The organism is Coprococcus sp. AF38-1 (assembly GCF_003603945.1).
Lineage (GTDB): Bacteria > Bacillota > Clostridia > Lachnospirales > Lachnospiraceae > Coprococcus > Coprococcus aceti.
Genome location: NZ_QVGO01000004.1, coordinates 287,059 through 303,054 on the forward strand (window position 1 = coordinate 287,059; position 15,996 = coordinate 303,054).

General features: G+C 38.6%; 13 protein-coding genes and 3 tRNA genes. 12 read left to right on the forward strand and 4 right to left on the reverse strand.

Annotated elements, in window-relative coordinates:
- Positions 1–23: 23 nt before the first annotated feature.
- The gene (locus DW025_RS07550) at positions 24–1,538 is read right to left on the reverse strand and encodes an aminoacyl-histidine dipeptidase (RefSeq protein ID WP_119999430.1); all 1,515 of its coding nucleotides are present in this window, start codon (positions 1,536–1,538) and stop codon (positions 24–26) included.
- Between the two features lie 271 nt (positions 1,539–1,809).
- Here DW025_RS07550 and DW025_RS07555 point away from each other — a divergent pair, with 271 nt between their 5' ends.
- Both DW025_RS07555 and DW025_RS07560 read left to right on the forward strand, forming a co-directional pair.
- Positions 1,810–2,655, forward strand: a complete 846-nt coding sequence (locus DW025_RS07555) for an Mrp/NBP35 family ATP-binding protein (RefSeq protein WP_022217397.1) — start codon at positions 1,810–1,812, stop codon at positions 2,653–2,655.
- 49 nt (positions 2,656–2,704) lie between these two features.
- On the forward strand, positions 2,705–3,619 hold the full coding sequence (locus tag DW025_RS07560) for a radical SAM protein (RefSeq protein ID WP_119999431.1): 915 nt from the start codon (positions 2,705–2,707) through the stop codon (positions 3,617–3,619).
- 99 nt (positions 3,620–3,718) lie between these two features.
- Here the strand turns inward: DW025_RS07560 and DW025_RS07565 are convergent.
- Together DW025_RS07565 and DW025_RS07570 are read right to left on the reverse strand one after the other, a co-directional pair.
- Positions 3,719–3,791 (reverse strand) — tRNA-Lys (locus DW025_RS07565).
- A gap of 172 nt (positions 3,792–3,963) precedes the next feature.
- Positions 3,964–4,036, reverse strand: a tRNA-Lys gene (locus tag DW025_RS07570).
- Positions 4,037–4,275: 239 nt separating this feature from the next.
- Here DW025_RS07570 and trmB point away from each other — a divergent pair.
- From trmB to DW025_RS07620, 10 genes are all read left to right on the forward strand, one after another.
- On the forward strand, positions 4,276–4,923 hold the full coding sequence (gene trmB, locus DW025_RS07575; protein WP_119999433.1) for a tRNA (guanosine(46)-N7)-methyltransferase TrmB: 648 nt from the start codon (positions 4,276–4,278) through the stop codon (positions 4,921–4,923).
- A gap of 83 nt (positions 4,924–5,006) precedes the next feature.
- On the forward strand, positions 5,007–6,137 hold the full coding sequence (locus DW025_RS07580) for a sensor histidine kinase (RefSeq protein ID WP_055272018.1): 1,131 nt from the start codon (positions 5,007–5,009) through the stop codon (positions 6,135–6,137).
- Between the two features lie 138 nt (positions 6,138–6,275).
- Positions 6,276–7,967, forward strand: coding sequence for an arginine--tRNA ligase (gene argS, locus DW025_RS07585; RefSeq protein ID WP_055222373.1), 1,692 nt, complete (start codon positions 6,276–6,278; stop codon positions 7,965–7,967).
- 1,337 nt (positions 7,968–9,304) lie between these two features.
- Complete coding sequence (locus tag DW025_RS07590) at positions 9,305–10,075, forward strand: ParA family protein (protein WP_022217394.1); 771 nt, start codon at positions 9,305–9,307, stop codon at positions 10,073–10,075.
- 12 nt (positions 10,076–10,087) lie between these two features.
- Positions 10,088–11,056: a ParB/RepB/Spo0J family partition protein gene (locus DW025_RS07595; protein WP_022217393.1), complete on the forward strand. Its 969-nt coding sequence runs from the start codon at positions 10,088–10,090 to the stop codon at positions 11,054–11,056.
- A gap of 49 nt (positions 11,057–11,105) precedes the next feature.
- Positions 11,106–11,636: a DUF4446 family protein gene (locus DW025_RS07600; RefSeq protein ID WP_022217392.1), complete on the forward strand. Its 531-nt coding sequence runs from the start codon at positions 11,106–11,108 to the stop codon at positions 11,634–11,636.
- A 256-nt stretch (positions 11,637–11,892) separates the two neighbouring features.
- Positions 11,893–13,185, forward strand: a complete 1,293-nt coding sequence (gene serS / locus DW025_RS07605; protein ID WP_118017039.1) for a serine--tRNA ligase — start codon at positions 11,893–11,895, stop codon at positions 13,183–13,185.
- A 38-nt stretch (positions 13,186–13,223) separates the two neighbouring features.
- A complete protein-coding gene (locus tag DW025_RS07610; protein WP_015534425.1) occupies positions 13,224–14,096 on the forward strand; it encodes a DUF3881 family protein in 873 nt (290 codons plus the stop codon).
- A 37-nt stretch (positions 14,097–14,133) separates the two neighbouring features.
- Positions 14,134–14,207: transfer RNA gene (locus DW025_RS07615), tRNA-Arg, on the forward strand.
- Positions 14,208–14,245: 38 nt separating this feature from the next.
- Complete coding sequence (locus tag DW025_RS07620; protein ID WP_022217390.1) at positions 14,246–15,208, forward strand: 3'-5' exonuclease; 963 nt, start codon at positions 14,246–14,248, stop codon at positions 15,206–15,208.
- A 35-nt stretch (positions 15,209–15,243) separates the two neighbouring features.
- On the opposite strand, the gene rsmG is transcribed toward DW025_RS07620, so the two are convergent.
- On the reverse strand, positions 15,244–15,951 hold the full coding sequence (gene rsmG / locus DW025_RS07625; protein WP_015534426.1) for a 16S rRNA (guanine(527)-N(7))-methyltransferase RsmG: 708 nt from the start codon (positions 15,949–15,951) through the stop codon (positions 15,244–15,246).
- Positions 15,952–15,996: the final 45 nt, after the last annotated feature.

The window sequence follows — 15,996 nt, forward strand, 5'->3', positions numbered from 1 at the left end:
TATTGAAATTATATTGCTGTCAATTACTTCAATTTCTCAAGTATACCCAGTGTATACCTCCATGTTCTCTGTACACTGGCAACATCCATAGACTCTCTGCTTGTATGGATATTCTTCATATCCGGGCCAAATGATACACAGTCCAGACCCGGCATCTTGCCAGCGAAAAGTCCACACTCCACTCCGGCGTGAATCGCCTGTATAACAGGCTTTCTTCCATACTGCTCTTCAAACACATCCACCATAATATCTCTGAGAGGAGAATCATGTCTGTACTCCCATGCAGGATAATCCCCCTGCACTTCCAGACTTCCACCAGCCGAGACAGATACACATCGGAGCTGATCTATCAGATTTTCCTTTTCAGACTGTACACTGCTTCTTACTGAAAAGCTTGCTGTGACCTCATCCTCAGTTGTATTCAATATTCCAAGATTCAGCGATGTCTGCACAAGCCCTTCTATATCATTGCTCATCTTCTGAATTCCATTTGGCATCATCATAAGACTCCTGATAACTATATCCGATGACTTTTCTGTCATAACTCTGTTGATCATGGTTCTACCATACATATCGTTCTGCACATCATCCGCGTTATTATATGAACCCAGATCATCTGACAGATCCGTTTCTACTTTCACTATAAGCTCTGGATCAGTATTTCCAAATTCATGCCTCAGAATATTCTCATTCTTTTCCGCAGATTTTACAAAGTTATCCACATCCTCCGGATCAATACCCACATATGCCTCCGCCTTGTTAGGTATTGCATTGTCCTTAAGACCGCCCTGTATAGATATCAGTCTGTATGGAACATCCCTTCCTATATTATATAGAAGTCTTGCAAGCTGCTTGTCGGCATTTGCCCTCTGTTTTATGATCTCCACGCCGGAATGTCCACCGGTAAGACCCTCTACAATAATTTTCACAACTGAATGATCATCTTCTGCATTCTCATATTCAACCGGAATATGGCACGTAGCACACGCACCTCCGGCACATGACACCAACAGATACCCCTCATCCTCAGAATCCAGATTGAGCATGATCCGTGACTTAAGTGGACTACAGTCAATCGCCGCAGCTCCCAGCATTCCTATCTCCTCATCAACCGTAAATACGCACTCAATCGGTGGATGTGGTATATCGTCGGCATCCAGTATAGCCAGTGCAAATGCCACAGCTATCCCGTCATCTCCGCCAAGGGTGGTTCCATCAGCGGATATCACTCCGTCCTCAAGCACTAGTCTCAGTCCGTCCCGCTCAAAATCAATATCACAGTCAACATCTTTCTCACAGACCATATCCATATGTCCCTGTAGCATGACAGGGGCACTGTCCTCATACCCGGCAGTTCCGTCCTTGAATATGATCACATTGTTGCTCTCATCCTGTATATATCTCAGATTTTTGTCTATGGCAAACTTCACCAGATAATCACTTATCTTCTTTGTATCCGACGATCCGTGTGGAATCCCGCATATCTCCTCAAAGAAACGAAAAACTCCATATGGCTCGATATTTGATAAAACTCCCATGCTATATTCTCCTTTTTATAGTATTTTTCATGCCCAATTACTTTATTAGAATACTTTCTATCAGGTATTTCATTTCAACTCTACAATCCGTATACTATCATGTCTCTGATTATATATTTGACACCCGTCAATTTCAACTCACCTCTCAAATTTCATAGTACCTGCATTCGTTGACTTTGTAACCTCTTAATGATATATATTAATCAAATGCGTAACTTAGCATACAACACAGATTGCACAGACATCCATGTGCAGTAGATTGGAGAGTATCATGTCAGAGAATTGTACACACAACTGCAGTACCTGTGGTCAGAGCTGTTCCAGCAGAACAGAACCACAGAGTCTTATCATAGAGCCACATCCAGGTTCACATATAAAACATATTATTGCCGTGGTCAGCGGCAAAGGAGGAGTCGGCAAATCCTCAGTAACCTGTCAGCTCGCCGTTCTCATGCAGCGCATGGGTTACAAGACAGCCATACTTGACGCAGATATCACAGGACCTTCTATTCCAAAGGCATTTGGCGTACATAAGACACCAGAGGCAGAAGGAGATTTCCTGTATCCCGATGAGACGGAAACAGGAATCAAGATCATGTCTGTGAATCTTCTTCTGGACGACGAGACAACACCTGTCCTCTGGAGAGGACCTATCATAGCGGGAACAGTCAAGCAGTTCTACTCAGACATCATCTGGGGAGACATAGACTATATGTTCATCGACTGTCCTCCTGGAACCGGCGACGTGCCACTTACCATATTCCAGTCCATCCCTATAGATGGAGTTGTGGTAGTTACCACCCCTCAGGATCTCGTATCTGTCATCGTTGGAAAGGCTGTTCACATGGCAGACAGCATGAATATCCCTGTCATTGGTATGATAGAGAATATGTCATATTTCATTTGTCCTGACTGCAATAACAAGCACTATATATTTGGCAAGAGCCAGCTTGAGCAGGTCATAAGAGACCTGTATATAGGCCACGCGATCCGTCTGCCTATCAATCCTTCCCTTGCGGGGCTTATGGATAGGGGTGAGATAGAGCACATGGAAGCAAATGCTGATCTTCAGGAATTTGCTGATCTCATAAGCACATTTGACCCTGACAAATACTAATTCACCTGTCAGTTAATAGCAATTATTATCTATTTTGGAGGTAAATAATATGGATATCCGGCACATCCTGAACAACTGCATATTGTGTCCAAGAAAATGCGGTGTAGACCGTACATCCGGTCACACAGGTGCCTGCCATATGACAGACACAGTCAGGGTGAGCCGTGCAGCGCTACACATGTGGGAAGAGCCATGTATATCCGGAGAGAACGGTTCAGGTGCCGTATTCTTCTCCGGATGTGCACTTGGATGCTGCTTCTGCCAGAATAAAGCCATATCCGGAGGCAAGGCTGGCAAGGATATATCCATATCAAGGCTGTGCAACATTTTCTTTGAGCTTCAGGATAAGGGTGCCAACAACATCAATCTTGTCACACCGGATCACTATATACCACAGATCATATCAGCTATAGATATGGCGAGATCACGGAACTTCAAGCTTCCATTTGTATATAACTGCAGTGGTTATGAAACGGCCGAGATGATACAGCTACTTGATGGCTATATAGACGTGTATCTTCCTGATTTCAAATTCATGTCACCGGATCTGTCCTCAAAATACAGTAATGCTCCAGACTATCCTGAACATGCCAAAGCCTCCATATCTGAGATGGTCAGACAATGCGGAGGAGACCAGACCCGCTTTGATGACGACGGAATTATGCAGAGGGGTGTTATCGTCCGTCATCTGCAGCTTCCTGATCATCTGGATGATTCCAAGTCAATAATCACATATCTATATAACACATACAAAGATTCAATATATATAAGCATCATGAACCAGTACACCCCTATGCCGGGAATTGAGAATAGATTTCCAGAGCTTGGCAGAACTATAACTCCTTCTGAATACGATGAGCTTGTGGATTATGCCATTGATATCGGCGTTGAAAATGGATTTATACAGGAGGGTGAGACAGCAAAAGAGAGCTTCATTCCAGCATTCGATAACGAAGGCGTGTAACCCACACATCTTCAAATAAGGAAATAAATAAAAGACCATGGATTTTTGCACAAAAAAAATGGACCAGCCACAACATATTGCAGTCAATCCATCTTGTAGTGGGCCGCCGGGGGCTCGAACCCCGCACACCCTGATTAAGAGTCAGGTGCTCTACCAAATGAGCTAGCGGCCCGTATTTATTTATTATGTTCGTCACAACAGAGTAGATTATATATCAGTTCTGAGAATAATGCAAGTGTTTTTCTCATTTTTTTCAACTTTTCTGACATCCAGCAAATGATTTCAAACTGAGTGACAAAAAAATGGACCAGCCACAATTATATTGCAGTCAATCCACCTTGTAGTGGGCCGCCGGGGGCTCGAACCCCGCACACCCTGATTAAGAGTCAGGTGCTCTACCAAATGAGCTAGCGGCCCGTATTTATCATGTTGTGTTCGTCACAACAGATTAGAGTATACATTAGTTCTTTTTATAATGCAAGTGTTTTTTTCAACTTTTTTCATTTTTATTTGTTCGGTATTACTCTGCTCCTATCCCATATCAAAATTACCAGTTATATATATTGTTTGAATATCATTTTCGCCTATGTTATTATTATAAGGTATGACTTTTTCAATAAAAAGAAGATTTTTACAATAAATAGATGGAGATTACTATGAGACTGAGAAATGTAAAAGGATCAAGAGAGACTATCGCAGCAAATGACTATGTAGTGCACAATGAAACAGGCATGAAGGGGCATTGGCATGAGTTATTTGACAACGATAACCCTATACATATTGAGATAGGCATGGGCAAGGGACAGTTTATCATGGAGCTTGCAAGACGCAATCCTGATATCAATTACATAGGCATAGAGAAGTATTCAAGTGTCCTGGTGCGTGCCCTTGAGAAAAGAGAGCTTGAACCTGAGATGACGAATCTCTACTTTATAAGAATGGATGCCGAATATATAACTGACGTATTCGATACAAATGAAGTAGATAGAATATATCTCAATTTCTCGGACCCATGGCCAAAGGACAGGCATGCCAAGAGACGTCTCACATCTACACATTTTCTTGGTCTGTATGATCAGTTCCTCGCCCCTGAGGGAAGAGTTATATTTAAGACTGATAACAGAGGACTCTTTGATTTCTCTCTGGAACAGGTTCCCGAGGCAGGATGGATCCTTGAGAACTACACATATGACCTTCACAATTCAGAATACAACAAAGGCAACATCATGACCGAGTATGAGACCAAATTCTCAGCAATGGGAACACCTATCAACAGACTCGTCGCATACAGGGAAAAGAAATAAACGTTGATTTTGCATTTGTTGACACACAGTTTTTGGTATACTACAATGAAGATTACAGCAAATTTATGGAAAGGAGTTTCATCATGGATACATCTTCTATAGAAAGTCTCAAATTGGTGCGCAAGACCAATCAGGATCTGTTGAATTTCTTTAATGATTCATATATCAGCAAGCTTGAGCAGGTTCAGTCACTCAAAACTGAAGATTTTGAACTCAAGGCAAAGATAGACCAGCTTATAAAGACATTAGATGTATACTCCTTCAAGACAAGCACTGGTCACAATGTATTTTCACCATTCTCAGTAGACACCACCTCACAGCAGGAAAAGGCTACTCAGATAGAGCTTCAGTTAAAGGAGCTTCAGGATATGCAGCAGACTCTTCATCTTCAGATCAAAGAGGACGAAGAAGAAACCGCATTGCTTAAGAAGCGTATAACTGATCTATCCACCTCCAACAGACATATAGATGATCTTCTGACGGAGGTGACTGAGGAAGTATCTACTATTAATAATGAAGATACAACAGAAACAGACGGACCAGATACTGATTCCCTGACAGCAGCGGATCACGGAAAAAATATCCTCAGATTGTACCAATATGAGAAAAAACAGCTTGCGGACAGGATTCAATCCGACATCACAGATGTTCTTGACTCTAATTCACACAAGCTGGATGTACTGTCCTGGCTTATAAGATCAGATATCAACAGAGCTAAGGTCACACTCGAAGAGCTCACCTCATCAACGGCAAAACTTGCCGACCATGTAGATGAACTTGCCAATTCTCTCTCTGGAGAATCAGACAGCGAAGAGCCTGTATGGAATCATCTTGAGAAACTTTTCCAGGGTTACAAGGATGAACATCCTGAATGTGGCATATCATACGACATCAACTGTGCTGATTATGCCATGAATATTCCAGGTATTGTAGCTACATATCTTTTATCAATAACTAAAGATATTATGGACAACATATTTGTTCATTCAAATGCCAACAAGGTCTCAATCAAGATATATCTGAGCAGTAAGCTCATAGATGTATATATCAACGACAATGGCGTGGGTATAGACAACAATTATGATACCAACAGTCCATGGTACAGCAGTCTCCACAGAATCAAGGAGATCATATATCTGTTAAATGGAACTCTGAAGATCGATGGCGATTCAAAAACCGGAACAAATGTAAGATTTACTATTCCACTTGAATAATAACGTATCTGTTGAAAGACATATATTACTTAGTTTACAGGTTGGATATCTTAAAGTAACAAAGTGTTATATTGTGTATATGTTGTTTTATCAACACATATATATTTCGAATAAAATAAACATAAAAGGAACATTATCATGAAAGAAAAAATTGCACAGCTTATCTCAAATAACGTAGAAGGAATCGAAATGTCAGATATCATTGCTTCAATCGAGATTCCACCACGCCCTGATATGGGTGATTTTGCATTTCCTTGCTTCAGACTGGCAAAGGTGCTCAGAAAAGCCCCAAATATGATTGCAGCCGATATAAAGGAAGCCATAGGAGATGTAGATTTCATCGAGAAGATCGATGTAGCAGGTGCATACCTGAACTTCTATATCAAGAAAGATGTATTTGTAAAGACAATGATAGAGGCAGCCAACACAGATGACTTCGGCAAATCCGATATAGGCGAGGGACAGACCATATGTATTGACTACTCATCTCCTAACGTTGCAAAGAATTTCCACGTTGGCCATCTCAGAACTACAATAATCGGTAACTCTCTTTACAAGATTCATTCCAAGCTTGGATACAATGTTGTAAGAATAAATCACCTTGGCGATTGGGGCACACAGTTTGGTAAGCTTATCGTAGCTTACAAGGCATGGGGTTCAAAGGAAGCTGTTGAGAAGGATGGAATCTCAGAGCTCATGAAGCTGTATGTGAAGTTCCATGAAGAGGCTGACAAGAATCCAGAGCTTGTTGACGAGGCAAGAGCATGGTTCAACAAGATGGAAAATGGAGACGAGGAAGCACTCAGCATATGGCAGTGGTTCAAGGATATAAGTCTTGTTGAATACAAGAGAACATACAACCTCCTCGGAATGGATTTCGACTACTATCTTGGAGAGAGTTTCTATAGAGACAAGTGCCAGGCTGTTGTGGACAAGGTTAAGGCTGCCGGTCTTCTGAAGGAGAGCGAAGGTGCTATGATCGTTGATCTCTCAGATTACGATATGGCTCCATGTATCATAACCAAGAAAGACGGAAGCTCAATATACGCAACAAGAGATCTTGCTGCTATATTCTATAGAAAAGACACATATCACTTCTCAAAGTGCTTATATGTAACCGGTCAGGAGCAGAAACTTCATTTTGCACAGGTATTCAAGGTAGTTGAGCTTCTTGGAAACGAATGGGCAAAGGATCAGCTTGTTCACATTCCTTATGGTCTTGTAAGTCTTGAGGGAGCAAAGCTTTCTACCAGAAGCGGTAATATCATATACGCAGAGGATATTCTGAAGGATGCCATTGCAAAGAGTCTTGAGATAATCACCGAAAAGAGCCCAAATCTTCCAAACAAGGAGGATGTAGCCAAGAAAGTTGGTGTTGGTGCTGTTCTTTTCAATGACTTATATAACCAGAGAATCAAGGATGTATCATTTAGCTGGGATAAGGTTCTCAACTTTGATGGTGAGACAGGTCCTTATGTTCAGTATACACATGCAAGATGCTGCAGCGTTGTAAGACTTGCTGAGTCATTCGATCCATCAAAACCGGTTAACTACAGTCTCATTACAGAGCAGGATGCCATAGAGTTATTAAAAGAGATCAACAGATTCCCATCTGTGATCAAGGATGCTGCTGATAAGTATGAGCCATCTGTTGTAGCAAGATATGCAGTTGATGTTGCTCAGGCATTTAACAAGTTCTATAACTCAACAAGAATCAATGTAGATGATGTTGAGCTCAAGAATGCAAGAGTTATGCTCACATATCTCACTAAGAATACAATATCTGAGGCACTTAACCTCCTTGGAATCGAAGCTCCAGAGGCAATGTAATCAGTGTTTCTTCTATATTAATATATGACCATATAACCTGGTTAGAGAAAAAGAGAATGTTTCACGTGAAACATTCTCTTTTTCTCATATATCTCCAGGAACCATTTTAAATTATATTGTCATAGATATTATTGTTTTTGATACTTTTCTCTAAATAATATTACTCATGATATTTCTGTTCTGAATATTCTTATCTGGCTGTCATTATTCTGGATATTATTGTTCTGAGTATTATCGTTCTGAGTATTATCGTTCTGAATATTTCATTCTGAATATTATCTTCTAAACACTATCTTCCAGACATCATTGTTTCGAAATTATTATCCTAGATAATTTTGTTCTGAATATCTTTACTTCAGGTGTTTTTTCTTATATCAGAATATTTTTAGGTATTCTTCTCTTGTTTTTCTAAGTTTTACAGTTCTCTTTGTGAAGATATTGTTTATTGCAATAACAAAATCATATTTCTAACCATATTACGTATTATATAATCTCTTCTATTCTATTCCTTTATATACTTCTATATTCTACATTGCGTTTTTATGAATACAGACTCTTTAAAGCTGTTAAATAATAAATTATATGGTGATTTAATTAATTTCAATAAATAGATCATTTGTATATTTAATTTCGCTTTAATATTATATATATTTGAATGTTTCACGTGAAACTTTATGATAAATGTATTTCAACTCAAACTTCAGATATCGCTTGCATTTGTTTTCTACACTTATAAATCTTTTACATCTTGTTTGTCGTTTCTGCTACCTTATTATTCATTTACATTATTACAAAGTATTTTACGACTCAATTATCACTCCATGAACTACTTTTCTGATTTATTTGATAATATTCATGTTTCACGTGAAACATTTTCATCATTACATATAATATTTATATATCTAAGTAATCCACATATAATAATTGTACTTTCTTGTCTATTATTCTGATTTTTTCAAAGAATTTCCAGAACTTTCAAGCATAGTCAATACTTTACTTACCTTTTTTACCATTAATTCAATTATAAAATGTTTCACGTGAAACTTTACCCATATAACGAATACAAAACATGCACCCACTATTTATCAGATTTTACACAGTTTAATTGCCACTTTGTATACGATATTATCCATTCATTAGATAATAGAATGTTTCACGTGAAACATTTTATTAAACATCATATTTTTTCTGTATTTTGTAGAATTAGCACTTTATAAGTGCTATAATAGACAAGCACTATTTATAACATAAAATATCATCATATTTTATCTATATTAAATAAGCAAACAACAATGTTTCACGTGAAACATTCTTTTTTTGAATGAAAAGGAGACAAAATGGGCAGAATTATAGCGATTGCTAACCAGAAAGGTGGCGTTGGCAAGACAACAACAGCCATAAACCTTGCCGCATGTCTGGCAGCAAAGGGTAAAAAAGTTCTGGCCGTTGATATGGATCCACAGGGTAATATGACAAGTGGATTAGGTGTAGACAGGGATTCTCTTGAATACACAGTCTATGATATGTTGAGAAATGAGTGCAACATAGGAGAATGTATGCTCATAAACGTATATCCTGGTCTTAATCTCATTCCTGCCAACAGAGAACTGGCAGGTGCTGAGGTTGAATTTGTCGGAATGGAGGATATGCAGCACATTCTTAAGACACATATCAAGAAGGTAAAGAACAAATTTGATTACGTTATCATTGATTGTCCTCCTGCACTTGGAATGCTTACTGTAAATGCTCTTACAGCAGCAAATACGGTACTTGTACCTATTCAATGTGAATTTTTCGCACTGGATGGTCTCTCACAGTTGGTATACACTATCGAACTGATAAGAAAAAATCTGAACAGACTTCTTACTATAGAAGGTGTTGTATTTACAATGTTTGACTCAAGAACCAATTTATCAGTTCAGGTTGTTGAAAATGTAAAAGAAAACCTCAAACAACACATATACAACACAGTTATACCGAGAAATGTCAGACTTGCTGAAGCGCCAAGTTACGGAATGCCAATAATTGAGTATGATCCAAGATCAGCCGGAGCTGAGCATTATATGATGTTGGCAGATGAAGTTATAGAAAATGACTACTATAGATAATGGAGGGCTAATATGGCACAGAAAAAAGGTTTAGGAAGAGGTTTGAACGACCTTTTAGGCACTTCAGAGGCTTCAAAGCCGTCCCGAAGTAGAAATAATCAGCAAAACTCCTCTGAAAACACAAGTAAAGAGGTAAAAACAGTAACCAAAGAGGTTGTGAAGGAAGTTGTAAAAGAGGTTGAACAGAAGATCAAGATCAATCTCATTGAGCCAAATAAGTCACAGCCAAGAAAGCAGTTTGATGAAGAAGCATTACAGGAATTATCTGATTCCATTAAGAAATATGGTGTTCTTGAGCCTCTGATTGTCACTAAAAAAGGCGATTATTATGAGATAATTGCAGGTGAAAGACGTTGGAGAGCTGCCAGAATGGCAGGAATAAAGGAAGTTCCTGTAGTTATACGTGATTATACTGACAAAGAAATAATGGAGATTTCTCTTATAGAGAATATTCAGAGAGAAGATCTGAATCCAATTGAAGAAGCTGAGGCTTACGAAGCTCTTATATCGGAATATAATCTCAAGCAGGAAGAAGTTGCAGAGAGAGTATCAAAAAGCAGATCAACAATAACCAATTCTCTCCGACTTCTGAAGCTTTGCGAGGATGTAAGACAGATGGTCATGTATAATATGATATCAACAGGACATGCCAGAGCACTTATTCCTATAGAAGATCCTAAATTACAGTACGAAACGGCTGCAATTGTATACGATCAGAAGCTCAGTGTTAGAGAAACAGAGGCATATGTAAAGGCAATTCTGGAGAAAAAGCCGGAAAAAGAGGAAAAACAGAAGCCTCAAAAGGATTTATCCGTCTTCTATTCTGATATAGAGAACAAATTAAAGTCAATTTTAGGTGCAAAGATAGCTATAAAGGCATCTAATAACGACAAAGGCAAAATTGAGATAAACTACTATTCTCAGGACGAGCTTGACCGAATAACAGAGATGCTTTACTCAATCAATAAAGAAATGATGTAGTAACCATCTGCATCATACATATGCACAATCAAGGAAGGACAATATTATAATGGAAAGTTCCATATTACAAAAAATAGGTATTGATCCTGCCTACATACTAATTGGTATGCTGGTTCTCATAATAGCCTTGTTTGTACTATTATTCATATTGATGGGCAATATTAAAAATAGAAACAAACAGATAAAAAGGCTGTTGAGCGGAACTCAGGCAGGTGATCTTGAAGATATTATCATGAAAAGATTCGCTGAGATGGACGCTGTAAAAAACAATTCCAAGCGACTTACAAAGGAACATAAGGAAATACAGAGTCATCTTTCAGCATGTGTCAGTAAAATTGGTCTTGTAAAGTATAATGCATTTGAAGGAATGGGTGGTAATCTAAGTTTTGCACTTGCTCTTCTGGATACAGAGAACAATGGTGTCGTACTCAACTGTATGCATACCAGAGAAGGCTGTTTTAACTATGCAAAAGAGATCATAGGTGGCGAAGCATATGTTGCACTGTCAGAAGAGGAAAAAGAGGCTATTGAACGAGCTAAAACTCTCGAGGATGAAATAGCTGAAAACAAACTAAAATAACCATATTTCAAAAAAATATTATACAAAACATACAACGTACAAATGTGTATGAAACACATAAAATAGAAAAGCGTATAAAGCACAAAAGTATATAAAATACAAAAGCGTATAAAACGTAAAATCGCTAAAACGATAAGAACAAGATTTATAAAATAAACAAGAAAATAAAAAGAAACAAAAACATGAAAATATATTATGTAGCTACATTATTATAATATATTTTCAAATAAATTTATATATTTAATAGGAGGATATCATGATTGATATTAAATTCTTAAGAGAAAACCCAGACGTAGTAAAACAGAATATAAAGAATAAATTCCAGAATGACAAACTTCCACTTGTCGATGAAGTAATAGAGCTTGACAAGCAGGCTCGTGCTGCTCAGCAGGAAGCTGATACACTCAGAGCAAACAAGAATGCAATAGCAAAGCAGATCGGTGCTCTTATGGCTCAGGGAAAGAAGGAAGAGGCTGAGGAAGTTAAGAAGCAGGTTGCTGAGACATCAGCAAGACTCAAGGAGCTTGAAGCTTTAGAGCCTGAGCTCAAGGAGAAGGTTAAGAAGATCATGATGATAATTCCTAACATCATTGATCCATCAGTTCCTATAGGAAAGGATGACTCAGAGAATGTAGAGGTTCAGAAGTATGGTGAGCCTGTTGTTCCTGACTTTGAGATTCCTTATCATGCAGATATCATGGAGGCACTTGGAGGAATTGACCTCGATTCAGCAAGAAAAGTTGCAGGAAACGGCTTCTACTATCTCATGGGCGACATAGCAAGACTTCACTCTGCTATTATCTCATACGCAAGAGATTTCATGATAGACAGAGGATTCACATATTGTATTCCACCTTTCATGATCAGAAGCAACGTTGTCACAGGTGTTATGAGCTTTGCTGAGATGGATGCCATGATGTATAAGATTGAGGGTGAGGATCTGTATCTCATCGGAACTTCAGAGCACTCAATGATCGGTAAGTTCATCGACACTATAATTCCTGAGGATGAGCTTCCAAAGACTCTTACAAGCTACTCACCTTGCTTCAGAAAAGAGAAGGGTGCTCACGGAATTGAGGAGAGAGGTGTATACAGAATCCATCAGTTTGAGAAGCAGGAAATGATCGTTGTATGTAAGCCTGAGGACAGCAAGATGTGGTTTGACAAGCTGTGGCAGAACACAGTTGATCTCTTCAGATCAATGGATATCCCTGTAAGAACACTTGAGTGTTGTTCTGGAGATCTTGCAGATCTCAAGGTTAAGTCTGTAGATGTTGAGGCATGGTCACCTCGTCAGAAGAAATACTTCGAAGTTGGAAGCTGTTCAAACCTTGGCGATGCACAGGCAAGAAGACTTCAGATCAGAGTAAAGGGCGAGGATGGCAAGAAGTATCTCGCTCATACACTCAACAATACAGTTGTTGCTCCACCAAGAATGCTTATCGCTTTCCTTGAGAACAATCTCCAGGCTGACGGAAGAGTCAGAATTCCAGAGAAGCTTCGTCCATACATGGGTGGAAAAGAGTATCTTGAGAAGACAGAAAAGTAATAATATAAATAAAAACATACAACAAGGGAGGTGTCGGAATGCATAGTTTTCTTCCATCTATAGGCTTTACTAACATAAAAAACAGACAGCAGCTTGAACCTATATACAGGCAGATCCTTGAATCGCCTGACAGGAAATTTATATCAACTATAAGTGCTGACACCTGTCTTGTACAATTCAGCAAAGACTTTGGGGAGAGATTTGGAATATCGCTTGTAGGTGAAATGTCAAAGGATGGCTCAATATCCATTGAGTATTACTTTCCTTACGTCACATCAAAGCTTTTGACCGATGACGAAAATATATACGTTGAGAAATATTCTGACAAGAGAGCATATGCCGGTGTTAGCAGTGATTTCAGTCTTGGAATGACTCTTATTTTCTTCATAACCAACATAGCAGACTATGAAAAATCATTGTGGATGAACAGATCAAACAAGTACTTTTCAAAGGCGTATTTTTCCGGTCTGTCAGTAAATGGTATGATCATTCTTGATGTGGATGATCACAGTGATAAAAATACATCCTATGGCAATGCAAAGAGAAGTAAACTCATCGAGGCTGCAAAGAAAGGTGATCCGGACGCAATAGAAAGTCTTACTCTCGAAGATATGGACACCTATAACACCATTGGAAGAAGGACTCACAAAGAGGATGTTCTGTCCATAGTGAAATCAAGCTTCATGCCTGTCGGTATTGAGACTGATCACTACGCAGTTATAGGAACTATCACATCATATATCGAGACAACCAACAGCTATACAAATGAATCGATATATCTGATTGATGTAGAAAGCAATGATCTGACATTTACCGTAGCGATCAACAAAAACCATCTTCTGGGTGAACCTGCTCCGGGAAGAAGATTCAAGGGTGATGTGTGGCTTCAGGGGCATATAGTTAATCCTTGACTATAAACTCTATAAATGTTACACTTATAATTGATGTGCATCTGTAGCTCAGCAGGATAGAGCGTCCGCCTCCTAAGCGGAAGGTCGTGGGTTCGAATCCCGTCAGGTGCACTATTTTTCACTAATAAATTTTCTAAAGGGACATGACTATGAATTATATTGTTATGGATCTTGAATGGAATCAAAGCTACAATGGGCATATGGGTGAACATCCACGTATGCCTTTTGAAATTATAGAGATTGGTGCCGTTAAGGTAGATAAGAATCTCAACATCATTGACGAATACTCAAGTCTTATCAAACCAAAAATTTATAAGAAATTACATTCAAAGATCAGAACAATTCTGAACTATGATGAGGATGACCTGAGTCTCGGAAGAGGATTCAAGGAAGTCTGTTCAGAATTTCTTGACTGGTGTGGAAAAGATTACATATTCTGCACATGGGGACCTATGGACCTCACAGAGCTTCAGACTAATATGGACTTTTATTATATGGACAAGCTTCCTAGGCCACTTAAGTTTCTGAATCTCCAAAGTATATATGCAAGCGTTACGAATACCTCAGGAATACCTCAGAGTATGAGTAAACTTGAAAAAGCGGTCAGTGAGATGAATATTCCGGAAAATGAACCATTTCACACAGCTCTCAACGATGCAAGATACACCGCACTTGTTATGAAAGAGATGAAAGCCAAGAATATAAATCAGCTTTACAGCTTTGATCTCTATATAACACCTAAGAATAAAGAAGAAGAGATTGAAGTATCTCATAATAACCAGTACGAATATATCTCAAGGGGTTTCAGAAATAAACATGCAGCACTGGACGATGAAAAAGTAACTCAGATTCGTTGTTACAAATGCAGCAAGAAGGTCAAGACACATATTGACTGGTTTGCAAATAGTCCATCATCGTACATGTGTGTTGGAAAATGCTGGATGCATGGTTATTTTTGTGGCAAGATAAAATTCAAATCTGTAAACAATAACTATTATGTTCACAAGACAATAAAACCTATCGACAAACAGGGTATAGAGGCAATTAAACAAAAACAGGAAGATATTCGTGAAAAAAGAAAAGAAAAAAGACATATGAAATCTTCAAACTAAAAAATAAAACAGCCATTTGAGGCTGTTTTATTTTTTTATGCTATTGGCTTTTTAGCAGCTCCCGCTTTTCTCGGGTACTTGTTGTCTGTATTTGCAATCTTCTTTACAAACACAAAGCTTCTCTGGTTATTGGTCTCCGGTATATTCGTATTAAATATGTTCTCGACCTGTCCCCCAAGAATCCTGATTGCTTTCTTTCCATCCCGCATCTCTTCCGGCAAGGCATTTGACTTATAAGATACAAAATATCCACCCGGCTTGACAAATGGAATACACCATTCCGACAGAGTTGCAAGATTGGCAACTGCCCTGGATACAGCCAGATCATATTTTTCTCTATGCATCTCATCCCTGCCTCCATCCTCTGCTCTTGAATGAACAGTGTGGATATCCTGCAGTCCAAGTTCATCTATAACTTCATCGAGGAACTTTAATCTCTTATTCAACGAATCCATAAGTGTTATATTCAGCTCTGGAAAAGCAATCTTCAGAGGAATTCCCGGAAATCCTGCACCTGTACCAACATCTATAACGTCAATATTCTCATGAAGATCTTTATACTTTGAAAGAAGCAGACTGTCAGCAAAATGCTTTATTATTACATCTTCCTTCTCAGTTATGGCTGTAAGATTCATTACCTTATTCCACTCAACCAGAATATCATAATATTTTGAAAATTGTTCTATCTGCTTATCACTCAATTCCAGACCAAACTGTTTTGTTATGGAATTTAATCTGTCCATATTGTTCTCCTTCAACAAATTATTCTGAATAACTTCTATACCAGT